Origin of the sequence: Microcoleus sp. AS-A8, from assembly GCA_039962225.1 — a bacterium.
Taxonomy (GTDB): Bacteria; Cyanobacteriota; Cyanobacteriia; order Cyanobacteriales; family Coleofasciculaceae; genus Allocoleopsis.
In genome coordinates, this window is the sequence record JAMPKV010000014.1 from 122,268 (window position 1) to 144,431 (window position 22,164).

A 22,164-nucleotide genomic window follows, 5' to 3' on the forward strand; every position below is an offset into this window, starting at 1 on the left:
TTATATCAGGCGACGGTACATTCAGTACAAGCTTCAACTCTTTACTGATGGCTGATGATTGAGTGCAGCTTTCGGATAAGCAATCCGTTTGTGATTGCATTGTTGCCAAACTCGGACAAAAACCTCGGCAATGGTTGACAACTCCTCCCGTGTTATCCCGGAATCGACGAGTTGGTTGTCTTGCCAGCGAGCTTTGAGGATTTTATGAATCATCCCAACAGCCGTTTCTGGGGTAACATCCTTGAGACTTCGCAGTGCGGCTTCACAAGCATCCGCCAGCATGACAAGACCCGTTTCTCGCGACTGGGGAACTGGGCCATCATAACGAAATTCTGCCTCGTCTACAGGAGAACCCCCTTCTTGTTCAGCTTTCTGTTTAGCCTGAAAATAAAAATAGGAGATGAGCAGCGTCCCTTGGTGTTCTGGGATAAAGTCACGAATGGCTTGAGGTAACTGGTGCTTACGAGCCATCACCAAACCTTCAGAGACGTGTTTTTTGATAATCTCAGCACTCTTCCAGGGGTCATTAATCTCGTCGTGTTTGTTGGGACTCCCCATCTGATTTTCAATAAATCCCAAGGGGTCGTGCATTTTGCCAATATCATGGTATAGTGTCCCGGCTCTAACCAGTTCGACGTTGCAGTGAAGTTCACGGGCGGCAGCCTCTGCCAGGGACGCCACAAATAGGGTGTGTTGAAAGGTTCCCGGTGCTTCCGTGGCTAGTTTCTTGAGCAAAGGACGATTAGGATTAGACAGCTCAGCCAGACGAATGGGTGTGACCAAGTCAAACAGACGTTCTAGGTAAGGGGATATGCCTAGGGCTACCACTGTCCAAGACAAACCCGCCAGACTTGATATAGCGGCTTCTTGCAGTACGGTATACCAAACTGCACCCACAGCCGCACTAGGAACAAGATTTAGGAGCAGGTAGACTCCGCCCTGAGTGAGCCCAACCACACCCCCCAGCCAAGCCAATTCCTCGCGCGATCGCATCCGCCCAGCCATCCAAGAACCGAGTAAACCAGCGGCAGAACCGGCGAGTAAGTAGTCCCAACTAACCTTCATGCCGAAGCCTACTAACCCCGTCAGCAGACTGACAACGGTCACTCCCAAAGCGGGACTGTAAAAGCTGCCGACTAACAAACCAATTGCAGGCAAGTCTGTATAGGGCAGGTTCAAGATGACCAATAGCGGTGTGCTCAACGTCAGCAGCCACAGCAAAATGTGGTCGCGCCGTCTTAGCCTGGGATGCACACGCCGTTCTACGAGCCAAAAAATGACCAGACCACCGCTCACAAAAGTGCCGAATCCAACTAGGCCAGGGGAGTTAATCTCCCGACGGCTCAATTTGAAGTGATCCAGCAACACAAAATCCGCCTGACTGATTTGCTCGTTGGCATAGACAATGATTTCACCCTGCTGTACAGAAACCATGACTGGCGCTACAGCTTGTGCTGCCTGTTCCGCTCTTCGTTTCGTCTCTTCTTTATCTTCTGTTAAGTTGGGCTGCAAGATATTGGTTAGCAGGGGAGCCGCTACAGCCTGGGCCTCCTGGGGGACGAGCGAACTCAATTGCAGCGTGACTGCTTCTGTTAAGATATTTGAAGGGAGTCCTGGAGGAATGCCCTGAGTCAGGATGAGCTTGGACGCCTGGGTAATACCCTTGCGTGTCTCCTGCCAGTCCTGATCCGAGAGTTCAAGCAATGAGGCATCGTAGCGACGAACAGATTCAGTGCGTTGCAGCTCAGAAAGCTGACGCAATGCCACAGCGTAACCCTGACGAGCCAGGGAAATTGACTCAATCAGATCTGAAAAGGCTTGAGGAGAAGACAGTTGACGGTAGCGTTGCAGTTCGCTGACGGCTTGAGTCAACGGCAGATTATCTGCCTGTACAGCCTGTTGGGGCAGTACCCCGGTTGGAGCAGCCGGTTTGACACTTTGAGGGCTATTGACTTGCGCTAAAATCGCCTGCCACTCTTGTTCCGGAATTTGGCGCAGATAGCGCTGGGTCGCCTCTGAGAGAATCGTCGCCTCTGCAAAGGGATAAGGACCACACATTTGGCGCAATTCTTCCACCCGTTCTAAAGATTGCTCGATCGCCTGAACCAGATCTTGGGTAAGCGAGTGGTCGAACATCAACACGGGGACAGCACCAGTACGGGCAGCCTTACGCTTTTCCTCTGTAGTTTTAGTGTCTTCAATACTAGCAGGACGGGGTGCCCGGATAGTTTGTGGAGCCGTCGTACCCACATCCAGCTTCGGTTGATTGTAGAATCGGTTCCCCATCGCACTGGTAAGAGAAACCACAGCCACTAGCCACATCACGGGTGGACGGCTTTTGTGCTTGCGGGGCTTGCTTGGTAATCCAGGCAACGGTTGTGGATGCATCACCTCATCCACTTGGGTTTTGCTTCCCGTAGAGACGTAATCAATCGCGTCTATAGTTTTGTTAGAGGAGTTAGACACCCTAAATGACAACCAAGCGCGAAGTTGATCAGGTGTTCGCCGCAATTGCATTAGCGGCTGCGTCAACGAATGAAACGTTTTCATAGCACAAGATTAGCCATTTCAGGTGACGGTAGGGGTGGGGAAAGCAAGGCGCTGGCTCTGGTTTCAGGTAGAACACTGCAATTTAGCTTTTCTTAAATTACATCGTGTAAATTTGGCGTTCACTTCTTTTTACCTTACAAAACAAGAGCGGGAAATACCCTATTATTGAGAAATCCATGGGGTTTTACTGCCTTAACTACCATAGCTAACCGATTCAACCTTACTGCCTATATATAGTCACCGTCTAACTCTTGAGGTAGGAGCGACATCGGGAAGAGAAGATCAATATTTTCAATGCTAATTTTTGACGGGAGAGTTGCTCGTGGTCATTCTGTAGGCGTTCCCAGACAAGGTTCAGATAGGTAAACTCCTTATCGAACACCATTAAAACATCATGGCTGTTTGAAACAATCCTTGGCGACTGTCCTTTGAGTTGGTTTCTTGTAGGTTTCCTCTCTAGCTTTTGTAGGATTCGCTTAATCCTGCACAGATAGTCACTCCACTCTTGAGGGAACGAATCAACGAGTTTGAAAGTATGCGTTCCCCTAGTTTAAGGCGACCGAACATGGTATCTGTGTCTTTGTCCTATAACGGTTGACGGCTCACAGGGGTTATCGGGGCTGAATCACTCGTGGTGCTGCGACAGCTAATGGCTGACCCTGCACTAAGGCTGACATATCATAAACACCCGCCCAAACCTCAAGCAGGCGGTCTGCAAGTTGTAGCCGTTGGATGCCGCTACTAATGCGGTTGGCTGTCATACGCCAGTTTACAGGAATACCAATGATGCTATTATAAGCACCGGCCAAAGCGCCAGTCAGGGCAGTGGTGATCTGAGGTTGGTAGCAGGTACGAGCCGCACGGCTGACGCCGAGGCGAAAATCCTCTGGAGTGGAAAGGAAACAGTAGAAGGCGAGGGCAATAGAAGTGTGGGCACGCCCTAAGGGTTCGCCTCGCATTTGGGCATCTCGACGTAATTGGGTGAGCGTTGTCTCTAAGCCCGCTCTCTTCTCCAGTAGCATTTGCACCTGTTCCAGTTGCCTCAGCAGAGGGCTTTGAGAAGTTCCTAGATAGAGTTGGATTCGAGGAATTAAGGTGGCACAATCGAGTTGTTCCGTAAGAGCCAGTGAGATGGCATAAGCGATCGCTAACACTCCTTCCGCTGCCTCAGACTGATGCTGCCAAAGGTCTTGACAGGTGAGCAGTTGTTGTCGCAGCTTAACTTGATCCTCATGAAAAAAGAGGGCGATAGGTAAGGTTGCCACGGCGGACTCACTCATACTAGCGACAGATTTTAAACCCAGAGACGACGGCGTCTTCTCTAAAAGCAGCCACCAATCTTCTAAATTCAGCCTGCCACAACGAATTAAACTCTCCGTCCCGCAAGTGGCAAGGTGGCTCCATACCGAAAGCTGTTGATGGGTTTGAGCTTCTTCCAGTTTGGGCGATGTGAGTGAAACTCCACTCAAAGCCTGATTCTGGCAGCCGACACGAACCAGACTTTCTCCCACAAAGCTGCCCAGTAATGCACCCTGAAACCGGCTTAAAAGTGAATACCTCATCAATTTCTGTGACCGGTTAAATACATTACTTCACTGATTTCTGTTTTAGTATGGCAAAATTTATCCGGGGAATGACCTATCTTCAGCTAGAAGTTAGACCATAAGGGAGTCATTTAATCTGAGTTAGCACTCTTTGCCCTTTGGCAAAGGGTCAACTTGTTACTTCTAGCTAGGGGATTAATTTAATGAGTTTTTAACCATCTACTCTCTTTAAATGCTACTCGGTATGAGTACACCACCTCCAGCGGCGATAGACTCAAACAACCACGTCCAAAGATTGATCGCAGCAGGCATGATCTTTGAACTCAAGTCACTACTCCATCTGGAAATTCATGTTGAATACTAGCCAAATCATTGCCGCTCAAACTGACATGATCATGACCCAATGGATGGAATCCGTTCATCAAGAGCGCCAGATCCAAAGCTCCGAACATTTGCCAGATACAGCGCTAGGAGATTCGCTCCCTCAACTCCTTAAATCATTGGCTGCCGTGCTGGAAAAGCCCGATGAAGACCTGTTTGAAAGGATTGTCCAGGCCAGTTTAACTCATGGGACTCTACGAGCCAAACAAGGATATGATGCTGCCGAAATTGCCAAAGAGTATAGTCTCCTGCGCCGCACTATTTTTTCAGTGTTAGAATTTCACTTCCTTGAGAGTTCTCCTCAGGCGATTCTTCAAGATTTTTCTCAAATCAATACAGTCTTAGATGAAGCCATTGCCCTGTGCTTTAAGAGCTATGTCCAAGAGCGTTTGCAAGAATTAGAACAGCTTCAGACTCAATTAATTTGGACGAACCAAGAACTGACTCGTCTTTTTGAAGCGAGTAAAGACAATTTTTCGTACCTAGCTCATGAATTAAAGGCACCCATTACGGCTGTAATTGGATACTCGGAACTGCTCCTACGTCTACAACAACCAAAGCTCAACCCGGAATCAGATTCTTTGAATATCCGCAGTATTGAGCAAGTCCTTCAAGGAGGACGTCATCTGCTCCGCCTCGTTAATGATTCTCTAGAACTCTCTCGCTACGAAGCCAATCAAATCAATCTCAACTTGGAGTGGAGCGATGTCCGTTCGATTGTGACTAAAGTCAGCGAGATGTTAGAGCCATTGGCCCAAGCTAAAGGCTTACAGCTAAAAATCGATGGGGAATCTGCACCTGAGCAAGTTTTCACAGATCCCTTTCGCTTACAGCAAATTCTCACCAACCTCTTGAGCAATGCGATTCGCTATACAGATACCGGCTCCATTCAAATAACTTGCCAGAATCTATCAAACCAGAAGTGGTTTATCTCGGTTACCGATACAGGCATTGGCATTGCTCCCAAAGATCAAGCCTATATCTTTGAACCCTTCTCCCAAGCCTTTTTTAATCAGGGGCGTCGCCAACCTGAAAGCACGGGTTTAGGACTGGCCATTGTTTCACGTTTGGTGCAATTGCTACGGGGAGAAATCCATGTAGCTTCTGAATTGAGCGTAGGTTCTACCTTTCGGGTGACATTACCGCTGAATATTCAAACTTGATTCTTAATAATGATTTAATATTTTGCTATCTTATTTAGGTAATGAATCAGAGCTTGTAATCCCAATCGATAGCTTTCGGCACCAAAACCACTAATCTGTCCAATCGCTACAGGAGCAATGAAAGAGTGATGCCGGAAGGCTTCGCGCTGATAGATATTACTGAGATGAACCTCTACCGTAGGAATAGCTACTGCTGTTAAGGCATCGCGTAGCGCTACGCTAGTGTGAGTGTACGCACCAGCATTGATCAATATTCCTTGATGCTGCCCTAGGGCATCATGAATCGCATCAACCAAGACACCTTCATGATTGGATTGCAAGGCATGAACCTTAGCCTGTAGCTTTTGCCCTTCCTGTTCTAACAGCTGGTTAATCTCGCCCAAGGTAACCGAACCGTAGATTCCTGGCTCTCGGCGTCCTAATAGGTTTAGATTGGGACCGTGCAGAACCAAGATACTTAAAAGGCTCTGAGTTTCGTTAGGCACAAACACAAATTAACTACCGACGGCGACGCCCTGGGTTATTAACAGGGATGGGAATCGGTTCAGGTTCTGGCTGGGGCTCAGGTCCCAATAGGGTTTCAATGAGCTTACGAGCCCATTCTTTGAGTTTTTCCAGCACCTTTTCTATATAGTCCATTAAACAGAAAGCTCCTGTGAGACAACCTGTATTTTTTCGTTCAGGACGAGCGAGTCTCCTCACTGATTTCCTGACTTAGGAAGGCAGGATGATTAAGCTCGCCTGGTCATGTTTTGATTACAGACACTGTCTGATAAAAAAAGCCACTTGTGTTGCATTTCTTATTAATTCCAGACTAGCACACTAACCAAAGGCATTTCCATCCCACCCGAGGAAGGTTAGTTAGAGCGTTGGATTAAAGCCTTGCTTTCTATCTACCTCCAGTTCTAGATTAGCTGAATTACTCATGAATCGTCACGGAGAAAGGAAAGTGATTATTGGTGGGTCTAACCAGTAGTCTACGCCGCAGCATATCTAAGGCATGGCAGGCACTAGCGTGACGAATTGAAGAGCGAGAGCGAGTTTGACCCAACGGATACTTAAAGCATTCTACATCGCCATCCGGTTTGGCTAAACCAATGTAAACCAGTCCGACGGGCTTAGCTTCTGTACCGCCACCGGGTCCTGCAACACCTGTAATACTGAGCCCCCACGAGGTGGAAAGCCTCGATCGCACTCCCGCCGCCATTTGTATCGCCACGGGTTTACTTACAGCCCCCCATTGCTCCAAATCTGACGGCTGAACACCCAGTAGAGAGGATTTCACGGCGTTGTCATAGGAAATAACGCCTCCCAAAAAATAATTGGAGCTACCGGCAACACTCGTCACCATACGGCCCAATCCCCCGCCCGTGCAAGATTCCGCGACACTGAGGGTTTCTGAAGCTTTAGTTAACAAACGACCCACCACCGACGCCAGGGTATCGTCATCGGCACCAAAATAGTCTAGTCCTCCAATCTTCCGCAATTGTCTAGCCACGGGTTCAATCAACTGATGGGCTTCCGCTTCCGAGGCGGCACGGGCAGAAATTCGTAATCGAACCTCTCCTTGGGAGGCATAAGGCGCAACCGTAGGGTTGGATAAGTTGAAAAAGGAAGCGACTTTTTCAGCCAACGCCGACTCCCCAATCCCCCAAAATCTTAACGTGTGGCTATAGATGATTTCTTGACCCCAACCTTGGCTTTTGAGAAAGGGAACAGCGGTTTCCCGCCACATCTGCTCCATTTCACTGGGGACACCGGGAAAGGTGAGAATCGTTAAGTCCGGGCGCGGTTGCCAAATGATCCCAGGGGCTGTACCTCCTGGGTTTGGTAAAACGTCTGCCCCCTTAGGAATCAGTGCTTGCTTGCGGTTACTCGGAGTCATCTCCCGTCCCCGTTGGGCGAATTTCTGAGCGATGTCTTCGAGGATGTCTGGGCGTTCAATCAGAGGTACACCAAAAAAGTCGGCGATCGCTTCTGTGGTTAGGTCATCTGGCGTCGGGCCGAGACCCCCTGTAAAAATTAAGATATTACTGCGATCGCTCGCCATGGCTAAAACTTGCTTCAAACGATCTCGATTGTCACCCACAACCGTTTGATAGTAGTGAGGAATGCCCAAATGAGCGAGTTCATGCGCTAAAAACTGGGCATTGCTATTGAGAATCTCGCCCAGGAGTAATTCTGTCCCAACACAAATGATTTCAGCACTCATTATTAGCAGTGACGGGTTAATGGTTGTGAGAGTTTAGATTACTTAGACTACTCTGAAAGAGGGTAAGCTCTGTATCTTGACAAAAATCATTTTATGTGTATCTTAGTTGCAAAAATCATTAGTGCCTTTTTTTGAAAAATTCTTAGTGTAGTGAACCTCAAAGAAACGGGAACCATGACAAAATTTCGCATCACAACTGAACGATTAGAAGTGATAGCTGGAACTTTAGAAATAGCGCAAGCAGAAATCAGTGATCGCGCCAAGTTTGCTCAGCTCCTTGATGCGCGTGTACCCGATAGTTGGCCACCTGAATTTAACGACCATGAAACGATGTCTTTTTTCTTACAGAGGTTGGAGGAAGCTCCAGACCAAATAGGATGGTGGGCTTGGTACTTCGTGCTCACTAGTCAGGCAAAAAATGAGCGGGTTTTAATCGGCAATGGTGGCTTTAAAGGTAAACCAACCTCTGATGGAACAGTAGAAATTGGGTACTCAGTGTTAAAGGAATTTCAAAACTTAGGATACGGTACTGAAGCGATCCAATCCCTGATTGATTGGGCCTTTAATCATTCTGAAGTTCAGCGAGTCATTGCAGAAACGTTGCCAGAACTGAAGCCCTCACAACGACTTCTGGAAAAATGCCACTTTACGAATATTGGAGAAGGCTCAGAGGCAGGAAGTATTCGCTTCGAGCTACTTCGCCGTTACTCAGGGAATGGGGAGATGGGGAGAGGTTGATTACACATTAGGGGCGCGACATGTCGTGCCCCTACAAAAACTCTTGAACTCAAATGAGAACCGCTATCAAGCTCCGGTTCCACTCTCCCTAAACCAGAGTTGGCACGCGGATACTCAGATGGGGGTACAAGGGGAAGCGATCGCACAATTGAGCTACCCGACGCCGACACTCAGCCGCCACAGTTTCATCCTCTGGATTGAGTAGGCGTTCGGCGATAATGTCAGCAATCTCTGTGAATTCCGGTTGACCCATCCCCCGTGTAGTCATAGCCGGTGAACCCAATCGCAAACCACTGGTAACAAAGGGTGACTCTGGATCGAACGGTACCGTGTTCTTATTGGTCGTAATGTTGACACCGCTCATCAGTTGGTCAGCACGCTTACCTGTCATGCCAATCGAACGCAAATCGACTAGCATCAAATGGTTATCCGTCCCATCCGAAACCAGCTTGAAGCCCCGCTTTTGTAAGTGAGTGGCTAGCGCCTTAGCATTTTCAATCACTTGTGCGGAATACACTTTAAATTCCGGTTTCAGCGCTTCCCCAAATGCCACCGCCTTACCCGCAATCACATGCTCTAAGGGGCCGCCTTGAGTACCGGGGAAAACAGCTTTATCGAACTTCTTGCCCAATTCAGCATCATTGGTGAGAATTAAGCCACCTCTGGGGCCTCGGAGTGTCTTGTGTGTGGTCGTTGTCACAACATGACAATGGGGAATCGGGTTGGGGTGATGACCTGTAGCCACTAAACCGGCAATATGGGCAATATCTGCCATCAGGTAGGCACCCACTTCATCGGCAATGCTTCTGAATTTTTCAAAATCAATGATGCGAGGATAGGCAGAATAGCCACAAACGATCAACTTAGGACGCTCTTTAAGCGCCTGTTCCCGAATCTGATCGTAGTCCAGTTGCTCGGTTTCGGGGCTGACACCGTAGTGACGAACCTGAAACCACTTACCCGACACATTCACGGGTGAACCATGAGTCAGGTGTCCCCCATGAGACAAATCCATGCCCATAAAAGTATCACCAGGCTCTAGCAGGGTCAGGAATACGGCAAAGTTAGCCTGAGCACCAGAATGAGGCTGGACATTGGCATGAGCAGCGCCAAATAACTCTTTCGCACGGTCAATGGCTAGTTGCTCAACTTTATCAATGAACTCACAGCCGCCATAGTAACGCTTTCCTGGCAACCCCTCAGCATACTTATTGGTAAGCACTGAGCCTTGAGCGGCCAAGACGGCGGCTGAGGTAAAGTTTTCGCTGGCAATCAACTCCAAATGATCGCGCTGGCGCTGGAGTTCTTCCCCTAGACACTCGGCTACGGCAGGATCGGTTTGAAGCAGAAAATCTAAGTTACTTTGAGTCACTTGAGTTAATCCCGAAAGATGCGCTTGAGTCATCGATCTTAGCTCTGTTTGCCACCCGATACCGAGAGATAGTTAAGCTGTATGTTTATCTACACTTGTCTCCACAGACCTCAATTAAGATCAATAGAATCCGAGGTATGAGAGCTAGAGCGGAGGTGTTAGATGTTAGTCATTCTGATGGATGAACAAATCCTTTCCCCAGCTTGTGTTTGTCAGACCTGCTTACTCGCCGATCAAAGCGGTCAACCTCGTTGGCGTCAAGGCAAACTCGGCTGTGGTCATGCGGTGCGTAAGCTCACGCCCCAGCAGCCCGATCAATACGAGTGTGAGATGGGCTTCCGCGTCGCCAATGTTGAATAGTGTCCAGCCGCAGAAACCGACACGAGTGACGGCAATTGCCATCGCTTTTCTCTGGAGCCGGGAGGGAAATCTACCCACGTCTCAGACCCCGGTAGACCTTTGTGCTGCGCTATCCTGAACTTAGTCGGGAAAAATTAACGAGTAATATCCTTCAGGAGAACACACAATGGCTTGGCGCGGTTCAACAACGGTTCAAGACCGAATTTTTGCTTCCCTTCCTTATCTGCTACCTTTAATTGAGGGGTTGCTCCAGTTCGGTCAACTTCTTCAACAGTTTCCATCCTTGCAATTTTTGTTTCTGCCCCTCATCCCTGTGATTGCCATATACAGAAGCTTAGGCTCGTGGGGTAGTCTAATCATTTTCTTTGTCCTATTTTTAGCAGTAGTAAGAAACGAAAGAATTTCTCACTTCATTCGTTTCAACGCCATGCAAGCGCTTCTTTTAGATATTCTGCTAATTCTGATGGGCTTGTTTTTGGGGATTTTACAGCCAGTCTTGGGTACGAGCAGCTTGATTGTAAGCACATTAATGAATCTCGTATTTTTAGCTATAGTGGCGGCTTGTGGCTATTCAATGGTTCGGTCTCTACTCGGACATTATGCCGAAATTCCGACGCTCTCCGAAGCCGCTTACGCACAAGTTCGCTGAGCTCTTTCATCGATTTCAATTAATGGCAAATTTCGCCTTGGTTTTAATATAAAAGGGCATAAACCTTGGCGCAAAGTACAGTCGGTATTGGGTACAAGCTCTCTAGTTAAGAGCCATTAACTTGAGAGCCAGTGAATTGAGCAGCAAGACACAGAGATTGAAAAAGCACTCCTGTTTAGCCCATCTGCTGCTAAGGGGCTTCTAGAGAAGAGCGGGCGACAACAGTGTTTTCTAGATGACCAATGCCCTCAATTTCGACACGAACGCGATCGCCAATCTGCATCGGGCCAATACCTTGGGGTGTTCCTGTTAGCACAACATCTCCTGGTAGCAGTGTCATCACCTGAGAAATGTAAGAGACCAAAAATTCTGGCGGAAATACCATCTGAGTGAGCAATGCCGATTGGACAGGCTGCGGGCGATCATTCAAAAAGGTTTGTAACCTCGCCCCAGCGCTCAGTTCTCGCACAATCCAAGGGCCGAGAGGACAAAAGGTATTGAAGCCTTTAGCTCTAGTCCACTGACCATCCTGTTGTTGTAAATCGCGAGCTGTCACATCATTGGCGATCGTGTAGCCCCAGATTTTGCTTTGAGCTTGCTTGGGTGTGCAGTCTACACAATGCTCACCAATCACCAGCGCTAACTCTCCCTCGTAGTCTACTCGCTGCGACTGAGCAGGAGACTGGATTTCGCGATCGGTTGCCGTGATGGATGTCGGAGGTTTCAGAAACAGGAGTGGCTCTTTGGGTACAGAGGTTCCCATTTCTTGTGCATGTTCCGTGTAATTTTTGCCCACAGCCACAATTTTGCTGGGAGCACAAGGAGCCAGCAGTTCGTAACTACCGGGTTCTAACTCTAAATCCGTAGGTTGTCCCTGCAACCAAGGCGGTGCATCGAGAACCTGAATGTTGCGAGTGAGTTTCAACAAACCGTAGTAGGTTTGTCCTTTAGACGTTTTGACTCGGACGTAGCGCTGCGCCATAATGTGAGATATTCCTTGGTAACTAGAGCTTAAGCCGTCTAGGTTTGGATGTAGATGCAAATTGACCCTGGCGACTAGCTAGAATTAATACCAGGTGCGAAACGTTCGACCTAAAACGATAACAAAGTAGGTCTGGGAAAAGATTCTACGTTATTCGTGAGACGGTCGGACTCAGTGCATGAGTAGGTATCAATTAGTCAGAAGAACTGAATATTCATGATAGGATTAGTGCGTCTTGACCACCAAGGCCGCAAGCGAAAACCAAGCTAATAAGTAAGTGTTGCAAGCAGAAAATTGGGGTCTTGGTAACCAGGACTCGTGCCCTTGGAGGGAATGTAGGACCAAAAAACTACCAAGTTTTGGAAACTGTTCCTCATTAATAGGGAAGCCCATCACTTGCTGCATTGCGGAAGTATGGGTAGTTCATAAAAGTCTTCCCACCTGGAAACCCTATCCCCTTTTGGGTGGAAAGGAAGGTACCGAAGCTCATACGAGGACAGAGTGTAACGCCTTCGTACAACAACTTTGGTACAATAGAAAAGCTCTTGTCTATCCCTTTAACAAAGGCACGTAACTATCAGCTATTGCTGGAGACGGAAACAGTTTGGGAACTAAAACCAAAAGATACAAGCCATTGCTAGGTATAGGTTTAGTTTCTAGGGGAGAGGAACAAGAAAGCATAGTCTGACTCACTCAGCTATACTTGTGTACTTTTAGGGCTGCGGTCAATCAGCCTAGGTTTCAACCGAGATGTCTTGGTTAGGAACAAGCCTCATCCCAAGAGTGGGTGAGGCAGTTGACGTCCTTGCTTCTTCTGTGATTAGGTGGACAGCACCAAAGATAGGTTGCTGTCCATCGTCTTGTGAAGAGGCCAAGTTGTCCACAAGGAGATTAACACCCATGACTAGCAATTACGAATTGATGTACATCCTGCGCCCCGATTTAGGGGAGGAACAGGTAGACCAAGCGATCGCCAAGTACGAAAACCTTCTGCGTGAACAAGGTGTAGAGCAGCTCGAAATTCAGCATCGCGGCAAGCGTCGTCTGGCTTACGAAATCAACAGGCACCGCGAAGGCATCTATATCCAGATGAATTACAAAGCGCCTGCAACCCATGTAGCAATTGTGGAACGGGCGATGCGTCTGAGTGAGGAAGTTATTCGTTACTTGACCCTCAAGCTGGAAGATCGCAAAGCCGATCCAGAACCAGCTCCAGTTGAAGTAGAGGCTTAGTAACACAAAATTAGCCTGCACCCCACAAGGTAGTCTCTATTAGGAAATCTGATGACTCTACCTTAGGGGTGGCAAATTTTTGCCGCACCTACCCAATGGCTGGTTTTCATCGGGTATGGTTTTACCCCCGTCTGAATTTCTGATTCAGGCGGGGATTTTTGTCTGTAACGATAAAACCCTAAACTTCAACGCTATGGCAGCTATTTTCAAGTTAGGCACCATGAGCAGAAGCTCACAACAAAGGAATGAAAATTCTTATCCCTTCTGCCTTCCGCCTTCTGTCCTCACTCTCATCTCCGGTCTGCCTTATTTTCAAGACAGAGCTGAAATTGCTGTTTTCTCTCCCATAGACGCTATTAGCCTATCCTGACCCAGGCCACAAGAGTGGGAAGAAGTGTTTATAGATACCCACTTCCACGGCTCTTCTATCTTTTTTGTCAGCGAACACCTGCAACCCTAGCGCCTGTGCCCCTGTGTCCACCAACATGATACTCACGGATCGTGCCCCCCAGAAAGTTTCGAGCTGGAATCAGCAAACCTATCAACGCTTGAAACTTGCCTTGAGTCTTGGTCTGCGTCGCCAAATTTTTGTGGCGGTGTGTGATGACTTGAGCCTACGCAACCGTCTAGCAGGTAAATTACATGCCGAGTTGGGTACCTCTTTAGCAAGAGCGTCCCTGGACGTTCCAGGCAGCTCAAAATTGATCAGCCTGAAATTAAACCTGAGCGACCCCAATCCTTTAGCCCAAATTGCTCAATGGTGCTCACAGCATCGGCAATCCCGAAGTTCTACACCAGCACCGGGATTTCAAATTTTAGGAGTTGAGCGCTTAACACGGCAACCGCCATCGGTGCAGCGATTGTTCCTCAGGCGTTTACAATCGATTGACCGAAATTTGCTGCGCTTGGAATCAACCTTATTACTCTGGTTGCCACGACCTTGGTTCCACATGATTCAGCAGTCTGTGCCAGAGTTTTGGCAGTGGCACACAGGTGTTTTTGAGTTTGAAGGAGAGCCAACCCCTTTACCTCCGGTTGGTGCATCCAAACCAGAGGCTTCCCCCAATTCAGTGGCGTTAGAGTCAGAAGCAGGAAAGGGTTCTTTCCAGGAAGACTTGCGAACACTCCTGACTCACGACTTGGCAGAAAGCGACAAGCGACCGCCTATCAAGCAAATTAGTTGGAAAAAGCAACAGCCTTACAACCCTTCAGTTCACAAACCAGCCGCAGACGCTCCTCACGCTGCTAGCGCTTCGCCATCGGGGAAACCAAACCCTAAAACGGGTACAGCATCCTCACCCCCAAATGATTACACCAAAACGACCCATTACCCGATCCCTCCTGCTCAAAAGGCCGTTCCGTTAACAGAAGACGAGGCGGTGGTGTTTGAGGAACTCATGGAACATGAGATATCGATGCCGCTAACACCCCGTGCCATAACACCTAACGCTGAATTGGGTTTAGGTGATTTAGAGCGGGAATTAGAGCAACTTCAGATTGATGAGTTCATGGGTTATGCTCAACCCCCCATCCTCAATTCCCAATCAGGCGAACCGACTCCAACGGCACCGCCAAACGGGCACTCCTTGCCACCCTCCCTGCCAGGCTCCACACCACAGCCGCAACCCCAGTCAGCAGAGTCGCCAGCAGAGACTTATTTAGAACTGGGTCATCACTATCGCCATGCCATTGAGCAGGGAGATGCCTCTGAAGAAAACTTGATGATTGCCATTCAGGCTTATGAGCAAGCGCTGCATTGGTTAGACAAATCCTCGCCCCAAGTTTCAGATATCCTCAATGACTTGGGTAATCTCTACTGGATGTTATCCCGTTGTCCTGGCAGCGTGGATCATGCGCTTTCCTATTTAGAGCAAGCGATTCAAGCCTACCAACTGGCTTTGACTAAGCTAACGGCTGAAGAAGCGCCCCTCACCTACGCGATGATTCAAAATAATCTGGGAGCCGCTTACGGGGATTTAGCTCGGCATAAAGACCCAGCAGAGAGCTTGGAGCAGTCAATTCGCGCCTATGAAGAAGCCTTGCGCTATCGCCGTGCTGACAGCGATCCCCTAAAGTATGCTTCTACGCAAAACAATTTGGGTACCGCTCACTGGAATTTAGCTCAGCATCAAGCTTCGGTTGCCCATTTACGAGCAGCGATCGCGGCTTATAAAGAAGCTCTTTCTTATTATTCCCCTCAATCTGAGCCGTTAAATTGGGCAATGATTCAAAATAACCTAGGGACTGCCTACTGGAATCTTGCCCAGTACGAACAACCGCAAATCTGGTTACCCCTGGCAACAGCAGCTTATCAGGAGGCGATGAAGTACCGAACCCCGGCAGTTGCGCCTGCGGCTTGTGCGGCTACACTCAATAACTTGGGTACGGCATATTGGCATTTAGCAGACCACTGTCACGACCAAGCCCAGCAGCAGGCAGAATACTTAGAGAAATCTATTGCGGCTTATGAAAATGCGATCGCTCTGACTCAGCAATTGTCTCAAAATGAGCCACCCATACCCGTTAATTTCGATGTTTTTGCCACCTACAATAATCTGGGATTAGCCCATTACCAACTGGCAACCGAACCGCAATTTTCTCTAACGCAGCCGTCTAAATTAACTCATCTTGAATCAGCTTTAGAGCAACACGCGAAAGTTTGCATGGGTCTGAAGGCGCAAGACGATCCTAACGTCGCTACCGCAACGCCCTCAGATTCGTACCAAACGGCCTTCAGCTACATCATTAAAACAATTCGTGCTATTTACAATGAAGGTGGTCTGGCTGGGCAAAATCGCGCCCTCTCGAAGGTTCCGGGTCAGCTATTACCAGAAATTTTGCCCCGATTGTAATGGAGACAGAGGCGTGAAGCCTTCAAGTTAGCGATCGCGCACTTCCTCTGATCAATCAGCCGCAACACGATCCCCTTCCGGCACCCGTACTATAAAACATATTTTTTATTATTCGTCAAGATAATTAAAATAAGTTTATGGAGGGTGAGCGCTTTGCTTGTAGAGCAGACAACAGACCACCCTAGAACCCTAAGCGCCTAGCTTGGAGCCTACTCGAAGAGTCGCCCCAAGCTAAACGGTTTCTGGTTCCGGCTTTACAATAAAACCTAAGCAGCATAGATTAAAGCCAAAATTTAAGCATTCCCAAGGGACATTTATTGGAAAGACTTTGTGTGAACGTTTCCACTACCTCAGTCAATCTTGACCTAAAGAATTTATTTCCGTTTGAACTCGATGAATTTCAGCAACAGGCGATCGCAGCCCTGAATGCAGGTCGCTCTGTGGTTGTCTGTGCTCCCACCGGTTCGGGGAAAACCCTCATTGGAGAATATACCATTCACCGTGCCCTAGCGCGGGGCGGTCGCATCTTCTACACCACACCCTTAAAGGCTCTGTCTAACCAGAAGCTGCGTGATTTCCGAGAATTATTTGGTGCAGAGCAAGTGGGACTGCTGACCGGTGATATCTCCATCAACCGGGATGCCCCCATCTTGGTCATGACCACCGAAATCTTCCGCAACATGCTCTATGGCACACCCATTGGGGAAGTCGGCACCTCCCTGGTTGGCGTGGAAGCGGTCGTACTCGATGAGTGTCATTACATGAATGACCGACAGCGGGGCACCGTTTGGGAAGAATCCATTATCTATTGCCCCCCAGAAGTCCAACTCGTTGCTCTCTCCGCCACCGTTGCCAATGCTGACCAGCTCACGGAATGGCTGAATCTCGTTCATGGCGCAACAGAGCTAATTTACTCCAACTTCCGACCCGTTCCCTTGCAGTTCTACTTCGGGAACACCAAGGGCGTTTTTCCGCTGCTGGATGAGACTCACAGGCAAATTAACCCTCGCCTCAAACCCAAAAATAAAGGAGGCAAACCACGAGGAGGGCGTCCAGAAAGTCCCCACATGACCTATATCCTAGAGCAACTTGCGGCACGGGATATGTTACCGGCGATTTACTTTATCTTCAGTCGTCGGGGCTGTGATCGAGCCGTGGAGGAAATGGGGGATTTTTCACTAGTTAATGAACGAGAAGCCGCCCAACTCAAGGAGAAAATTGACGAATTTTTAAGTCGCAATCCAGAGGCCGGTCGTGCTGGACAAGTGGAACCGCTTTACCGAGGAATTGCCGCTCATCACGCCGGAATTTTACCCGCCTGGAAGGGATTGGTGGAAGAACTGTTCCAACTGGGTCTGATTAAAGTGGTGTTTGCCACGGAGACGCTGGCAGCAGGGATTAATATGCCTGCCCGCACCACTGTCATTTCGACGCTGTCCAAGCGGACTGACCGGGGACATCGCTTGCTGACGGCTTCAGAATTCTTGCAGATGGCGGGTCGTGCCGGACGGCGGGGCATGGATGCTATCGGCTATGTTGTTACCTTACAGACGCCCTTTGAAGGGGCAAAAGAAGCAGCTTACCTAGCAACGGCGGGTGCTGACCCCCTCGTGAGCCAGTTCTCACCCACTTACGGCATGGTGCTGAATTTGTTGCAAACCCACTCGGTGAGTGAAGCCAAGGATTTGGTGGAACGGAGTTTTGCCCAGTACTTGGCGACACTTTATCTCCGGCCTCAGCAACAAGCGATTACGGAGTTGACCACAGAACTGACGAAACTGGATATTCAACTCGCCCCCATAGAAGTGAAACAGTTGGAAAAGTATGAAAAACTCAGTGAACGCCTCAAAGAAGAACGCCGATTGCTGAAACTCCTGGAAAATCAAGCGGAAGCAGCGCGCGCCCAGGAAATTGCCCAGGTTCTTAAAGATGCGCCACCCGGAACTGTACTCTATCTGAAAGGGAAGCATGTGAAGGTATCTTCCCCTGTTCCAGCGGTTTTGGTGGCGAAGGTAAAAGGAAGTGGTCACGCGCCTAATTTTGTCTGCTTAAGCACCCATAATCGCTGGTATGTAGCGACAACGGCGGATGTTGTTGACATGCTTGCGGAAGACGAGATGGGATATGTCGAGTATGTCCCTCTACCAGAGGAACTCATGCTGAAGGCCGGTCAAGTCAGGCGCGGCAAAGAGGAGACAGAAGCGATCGCGCAGCACCTGCAAAGGAGTATTGGGCATCGCACGCCATCGGCTGATTTAGCCTCTTTTGCACCCGAAGTGTTCACTCAATCTAAAGTTGTGGAGGCTGTAAAAGACCAACTCGACAATCATCCCTTGCACTATTGGGGCAATCCCAGTAATCTGATCAAGCGTCACAAACGCCGATTAACCTTGCAAGAAGAAATTCATCAGCATCAAGCCCAGTATCGAGAAAACCAAGCTCACCACTGGCAGGAATTTCTGAACCTGATTGAGGTACTCAGAGCCTTTGGTTGCTTGGACAACGTCACACCCACCCCTTTGGGAAAAGCCACCGCTGCCATTCGCGGAGATAACGAATTATGGCTAGGACTGGCGCTGATGTCGGGGGAATTTGATCAATTAGACCCCCACCACCTGGCAGGTGCGATGTGTGCTCTGGTTACCGAAACCCCTCGCCCCGATAGCTGGACGAACTACTTACCCCCTGAACCCGCGATCGAGGCCTTGGTTCATTTGAAAGGGACGCGGCAGAGTCTGCTGAAATTGCAGTATCGCTATGACATCATGTGGCCGATTTGGCCGGAATATAAATTCCTCGATAAGATCGTCGGCGGATTAATGGGTCTGGTAGAGCAGTGGGCTTTAGGTGTCTCCTGGACAGATCTGTGTGCCAACACCAGCTTAGATGAGGGCGATGTGGTGCGGATTTTGCGCCGAACGGTGGATATTCTTTCCCAAATTCCCCATGTACCGGCTGTACCCAATTCCTTGAGAGTCAATGCCATTCGAGCAATCCAGTTACTTGACCGCTTCCCCGTCAACGAAGTAGTTGATTAACCGGGTTCTCCTCCCAGTCCCCCATTCCTAGCTCTCGCTTTCAGGTTGGAAGTTCTACACGTAGAATTTCTTAACACGTCCTTTGGTCATCGCGTCATGTGCCAAAGGGATATTGGTTATTGGTGAGCGACGAAGGAGCATAGGTGAGGAGTTATTTGCGTTCTAATCAGCCATGGCGTTTAGCTACAGAGCGACTTAAGCCGTTGTTTTCAAGACACGGCAACCAGACAACTACAGGCATTCCGTGGCAGGCAATTTTTGTGGGCAGCGTCATCGCCACGTTGTTCCATTCAGGGGTGCTGCCATCCGCCGTCTGGGCAGAAACAGCAAAACTGGGAGTGGTCAAAAGTCCCGACAATGAAGGGTATTGGTCAGAAATTACCACGCGCTTACAGGCAACAGGGGTTGACTACTGCATCGTTGATTTTTCTCAAGTCCAACAAGTATCGGATTTGGGCCGCCCGAAGTTACTATTTTTACCCAATATTGAGCGGCTCGAAGCCGCACAGCTAGCGGCACTCCAAGAATGGATGCGCCAAGGCGGTCGAGTGATTGTCAGTGGGCCTGTGGGGACTCTTTCCCAACCGGAAATCCGCACTCGGTTGCGGACGCTTTTGGGTGCTTACTGGGGGTTTGACCTCAAACAACCCTCTGGGTTGAAACCGTTGAGAACGGATAAACAGACGTGGGTACCCTCATCTGGCTCTACAGGTAATATCCGGGGAGGCGTCGTCATTCCCACCGGGTTGACCTCTTCTACCGCTGCGGTCTGGAGTCAGAGGGATAACTCACCTGCCGTGGTGAGCAACGACCAATCGCTCTTTTTGGGCTGGCGCTGGGGTGTGGATGTCATGGTACCCCCAGCCGTGGATACGGTTTGGTTACAAGCCGCTCTCCGTCGGTATGATATAACTGCCAATCCGTCACGAGGAAGGTCAACCCCATCTCAACCCTATTGTGTGCCGTCCCAAGCCTCAGCGACCCAGCGACCCCTAACGTCCCGACCTAGTCGTAACCCACCTAATCCGGCAAGGGTTACACCGCAAACTGCCGCCGCCAGCGCCAATCCGCCTACGAGCATCGCCCAAGTTGACCCTGATTTTGGGGTCGCACCTGCACAAATCTTACCCAACAGTAAAGGGCCGCTCACCGCAGCGCAAGCGGCTGCCATGAGTCAGGAGTTGAAAAATCTGATCGGTCGGGTTGAAAGTGCTCTACTCACTGCCAATGCTACGAACAGTAATGTGAATTTACCCACAGGCGCAGCGATTGAGCAATTTCTCCGTGCGGGTGCCAAAGGGGGTTCTAGACCCGAAGACGCCCAGACTCCTGACCCCATGATCAGTAGTAATCCAACAATTAGAGCCGTCGTTCAGGCGAGGATGGGGCTGCAAAACTTCCTCAATGCCGTAGCACAAAAGGACTATGATCGGGCAAGACAACATTGGCTCCAAGCCCGACGTACCCTCTGGGATAACTACCCAACTGATCGCAAGCTGACTCAGCCAGAGATTCGGGCGATTTGGTTAGACCGGGGAACCATTGTCCGCGCTAAATCAGAGCAGGATTTAGCCAAAGTTTTCGATCAACTGGCGGCAGCAGGTTTTAATACCGTGTTCTTTGAAACCGTCAATGCCAGTTATCCCATTTATCCCAGTCGTGTGGCACCGGAACAAAACCCGTTAGTGAAAGGTTGGGACCCCTTAGCTGCTGCCGTGAAGTTAGCCCATCAACGGGGGATGGAATTGCACGCTTGGGTGTGGATGTTTGCGGCGGCGAACCAGCGTCACAATACGATCTTGAACCAACCCGTCTCCTATCCAGGGCCGCTCCTCAAGGCTCTTCCAGAATGGGCGATGTTTGATCCACGGGGGCGTCTGTTCGATCCGAGTACCAAAAAGGCGTTCCTCGACCCTGCTAATCCACAAGTGCGGCAATATCTAATGGCACTGTTGGAGGAAATCGTAACTCGCTATGAGGTCGATGGTATTCAACTCGACTACATCCGCTACCCGTTTCAAGACCCCACAGTGAATCAAACCTTTAGTTATGGCAAGGCGGCACGTCAGCAGTTTAAGGAACTGACGGGTATTGACCCCATTCAAGTTTCCCCAAGTCAGCGGGATTTATGGCAAAAGTGGACGGATTTTCGCATTCGGCAAATCGACAGTTTTGTCGCAACTGTGTCAACGCGCCTGCGAAAACAACGTCCGTCTCTCATTCTTTCTGCGGCTGTCTTTCCCTTACCCCGTCAGGAGCGTTTGCAAAGACTGCAACAAAATTGGGAAGAATGGGCGATTCGAGGGGATATTGACCTTGTGGTTCCCATGACTTATGCCTTGGATACCAGGGGTTTAGAGAGGTTAGCTCAGCCGGTGCTGATGCAATCCACCCTGAGTTCAACGTTGATGTTGCCAGCGATTCGGTTGTTGAATTTGCCGACAATAGTCGCTGTTGACCAGATTCAACTCTTGCGAGATTCCCCATCCAGCGGATATGCTCTGTTTGCGGTTGAGAATCTCGATGGGAATCTTCAGAATGTCTTCCGTCGTACTCAGAGTGGGGGGGAGAATGTTCGCTCCATCCCTCCCTCTCCCATCCCTTACCGTCAGCCTTTTCCCGCCGCCGCCGCTCGTTATCAGGCTCTGCAACGAGAATGGAGTTTTCTGTTGGCGAATCAGCAACTTTTGCTGCGGGAGCCAGTGCTTTCCGAGTGGGGAAAACAAGCCGACACGCTCTCAACGTTACTCAATCAACTGGCCAAAGAGCCATCCATGCAGAATTTATTGTCGGCAAAAGCTTATTTGGTATCGTTCCGCTCTCAATTTCAGAGATGGATGCAAAGCCAATCGGCTACACAACCTTATCAAGTCCAAGTGTGGGATAACCGTTTGGCAACCATTGAGCGGTTGCTGCGCTATGGGGAACGAACGGTGTTGAAACAAGACTAATACCAATTTCATAAAATAGCGCTACAAATTGACCTCCTCACTAAAGCTCCGGCTAGCCCCCCTTATCCAGGGGGGAACAAGAAAAGTATCTGTAGCAACGATTTAGGAAATCGGTATAAGCCAAGGGTGGCAGAGGAAC

The 22,164-nt window shown here is 49.3% G+C and carries 16 protein-coding genes; 8 read left to right on the forward strand and 8 right to left on the reverse strand.

Going from position 1 to position 22,164, the window contains the following annotated elements:
• Positions 1-33: 33 nt before the first annotated feature.
• Positions 34-2,550, reverse strand: a complete 2,517-nt coding sequence (locus tag NDI48_21815) for an HD family phosphohydrolase (GenBank protein ID MEP0833808.1) — start codon at positions 2,548-2,550, stop codon at positions 34-36.
• A 611-nt stretch (positions 2,551-3,161) separates the two neighbouring features.
• Positions 3,162-4,112: an ADP-ribosylglycohydrolase family protein gene (locus NDI48_21820; GenBank protein ID MEP0833809.1), complete on the reverse strand. Its 951-nt coding sequence runs from the start codon at positions 4,110-4,112 to the stop codon at positions 3,162-3,164.
• 332 nt (positions 4,113-4,444) lie between these two features.
• Between NDI48_21820 and NDI48_21825 the strand changes: the two genes are divergently transcribed.
• Positions 4,445-5,638: a sensor histidine kinase gene (locus tag NDI48_21825; GenBank protein ID MEP0833810.1), complete on the forward strand. Its 1,194-nt coding sequence runs from the start codon at positions 4,445-4,447 to the stop codon at positions 5,636-5,638.
• Positions 5,639-5,652: 14 nt separating this feature from the next.
• Here NDI48_21825 and aroQ read toward each other — a convergent pair whose 3' ends face one another.
• The 3 genes from aroQ to NDI48_21840 all read right to left on the reverse strand — a co-directional run bounded on the left by aroQ (position 5,653) and on the right by NDI48_21840 (position 7,850).
• On the reverse strand, positions 5,653-6,129 hold the full coding sequence (gene aroQ, locus NDI48_21830; protein ID MEP0833811.1) for a type II 3-dehydroquinate dehydratase: 477 nt from the start codon (positions 6,127-6,129) through the stop codon (positions 5,653-5,655).
• 7 nt (positions 6,130-6,136) lie between these two features.
• Positions 6,137-6,277 (reverse strand): hypothetical protein, encoded by a 141-nt coding sequence (locus tag NDI48_21835; GenBank protein MEP0833812.1) that lies wholly within the window; start codon positions 6,275-6,277, stop codon positions 6,137-6,139.
• Between the two features lie 280 nt (positions 6,278-6,557).
• The gene (locus NDI48_21840; protein MEP0833813.1) at positions 6,558-7,850 is read right to left on the reverse strand and encodes a competence/damage-inducible protein A; all 1,293 of its coding nucleotides are present in this window, start codon (positions 7,848-7,850) and stop codon (positions 6,558-6,560) included.
• A gap of 174 nt (positions 7,851-8,024) precedes the next feature.
• Here NDI48_21840 and NDI48_21845 point away from each other — a divergent pair, with 174 nt between their 5' ends.
• Positions 8,025-8,588, forward strand: coding sequence for a GNAT family N-acetyltransferase (locus NDI48_21845; GenBank protein MEP0833814.1), 564 nt, complete (start codon positions 8,025-8,027; stop codon positions 8,586-8,588).
• An 88-nt stretch (positions 8,589-8,676) separates the two neighbouring features.
• Here the strand turns inward: NDI48_21845 and NDI48_21850 are convergent, their stop codons facing one another.
• Positions 8,677-9,993, reverse strand: coding sequence for a serine hydroxymethyltransferase (locus tag NDI48_21850; protein ID MEP0833815.1), 1,317 nt, complete (start codon positions 9,991-9,993; stop codon positions 8,677-8,679).
• A 129-nt stretch (positions 9,994-10,122) separates the two neighbouring features.
• Between NDI48_21850 and NDI48_21855 the strand changes: the two genes are divergently transcribed.
• Together NDI48_21855 and NDI48_21860 are read left to right on the forward strand one after the other, a co-directional pair.
• Entirely contained in the window at positions 10,123-10,320 is a 198-nt protein-coding gene (locus NDI48_21855) for a hypothetical protein (GenBank protein MEP0833816.1), read from the forward strand.
• A 166-nt stretch (positions 10,321-10,486) separates the two neighbouring features.
• Complete coding sequence (locus tag NDI48_21860; protein ID MEP0833817.1) at positions 10,487-10,969, forward strand: hypothetical protein; 483 nt, start codon at positions 10,487-10,489, stop codon at positions 10,967-10,969.
• A gap of 190 nt (positions 10,970-11,159) precedes the next feature.
• Here the strand turns inward: NDI48_21860 and NDI48_21865 are convergent, their stop codons facing one another.
• Both NDI48_21865 and NDI48_21870 read right to left on the reverse strand, forming a co-directional pair.
• The gene (locus tag NDI48_21865) at positions 11,160-11,951 is read right to left on the reverse strand and encodes a fumarylacetoacetate hydrolase family protein (GenBank protein ID MEP0833818.1); all 792 of its coding nucleotides are present in this window, start codon (positions 11,949-11,951) and stop codon (positions 11,160-11,162) included.
• Between the two features lie 734 nt (positions 11,952-12,685).
• Complete coding sequence (locus tag NDI48_21870) at positions 12,686-12,853, reverse strand: hypothetical protein (GenBank protein ID MEP0833819.1); 168 nt, start codon at positions 12,851-12,853, stop codon at positions 12,686-12,688.
• Between NDI48_21870 and rpsF the strand changes: the two genes are divergently transcribed.
• The 4 genes from rpsF (at position 12,852) to NDI48_21890 (ending at position 22,025) form a co-directional block, all read left to right on the forward strand.
• Entirely contained in the window at positions 12,852-13,184 is a 333-nt protein-coding gene (rpsF, locus tag NDI48_21875) for a 30S ribosomal protein S6 (protein ID MEP0833820.1), read from the forward strand. The two genes, NDI48_21870 and rpsF, sit on opposite strands and share 2 nt — an antisense overlap.
• A gap of 485 nt (positions 13,185-13,669) precedes the next feature.
• Positions 13,670-16,036: a tetratricopeptide repeat protein gene (locus tag NDI48_21880; protein ID MEP0833821.1), complete on the forward strand. Its 2,367-nt coding sequence runs from the start codon at positions 13,670-13,672 to the stop codon at positions 16,034-16,036.
• Positions 16,037-16,368: 332 nt separating this feature from the next.
• Positions 16,369-19,074 carry an RNA helicase gene (locus NDI48_21885; protein ID MEP0833822.1) on the forward strand — a complete coding sequence of 902 codons (2,706 nt, stop codon included), beginning with the start codon at positions 16,369-16,371 and terminating at the stop codon, positions 19,072-19,074.
• A 143-nt stretch (positions 19,075-19,217) separates the two neighbouring features.
• Positions 19,218-22,025: a family 10 glycosylhydrolase gene (locus NDI48_21890; GenBank protein MEP0833823.1), complete on the forward strand. Its 2,808-nt coding sequence runs from the start codon at positions 19,218-19,220 to the stop codon at positions 22,023-22,025.
• Positions 22,026-22,164 lie beyond the last annotated feature (139 nt).

Excerpts from the sequence above, each read along its gene's own strand:
- NDI48_21815 (MEP0833808.1), bottom strand. The coding sequence starts at position 2,550 with ATGAAAACGTTTCATTCGTTGACGCAGCCGCTAATGCAATTGCGGCGA.
- NDI48_21820 (MEP0833809.1), bottom strand. The coding sequence starts at position 4,112 with ATGAGGTATTCACTTTTAAGCCGGTTTCAGGGTGCATTACTGGGCAGC.
- NDI48_21825 (MEP0833810.1), top strand. The coding sequence starts at position 4,445 with ATGTTGAATACTAGCCAAATCATTGCCGCTCAAACTGACATGATCATG.
- NDI48_21835 (MEP0833812.1), bottom strand. The coding sequence starts at position 6,277 with ATGGACTATATAGAAAAGGTGCTGGAAAAACTCAAAGAATGGGCTCGT.
- NDI48_21840 (MEP0833813.1), bottom strand. The coding sequence starts at position 7,850 with ATGAGTGCTGAAATCATTTGTGTTGGGACAGAATTACTCCTGGGCGAG.
- NDI48_21845 (MEP0833814.1), top strand. The coding sequence starts at position 8,025 with ATGACAAAATTTCGCATCACAACTGAACGATTAGAAGTGATAGCTGGA.
- NDI48_21850 (MEP0833815.1), bottom strand. The coding sequence starts at position 9,993 with ATGACTCAAGCGCATCTTTCGGGATTAACTCAAGTGACTCAAAGTAAC.
- NDI48_21855 (MEP0833816.1), top strand. The coding sequence starts at position 10,123 with ATGTTAGTCATTCTGATGGATGAACAAATCCTTTCCCCAGCTTGTGTT.
- NDI48_21860 (MEP0833817.1), top strand. The coding sequence starts at position 10,487 with ATGGCTTGGCGCGGTTCAACAACGGTTCAAGACCGAATTTTTGCTTCC.
- NDI48_21865 (MEP0833818.1), bottom strand. The coding sequence starts at position 11,951 with ATGGCGCAGCGCTACGTCCGAGTCAAAACGTCTAAAGGACAAACCTAC.
- rpsF (MEP0833820.1), top strand. The coding sequence starts at position 12,852 with ATGACTAGCAATTACGAATTGATGTACATCCTGCGCCCCGATTTAGGG.
- NDI48_21870 (MEP0833819.1), bottom strand. The coding sequence starts at position 12,853 with ATGGGTGTTAATCTCCTTGTGGACAACTTGGCCTCTTCACAAGACGAT.
- NDI48_21880 (MEP0833821.1), top strand. The coding sequence starts at position 13,670 with ATGATACTCACGGATCGTGCCCCCCAGAAAGTTTCGAGCTGGAATCAG.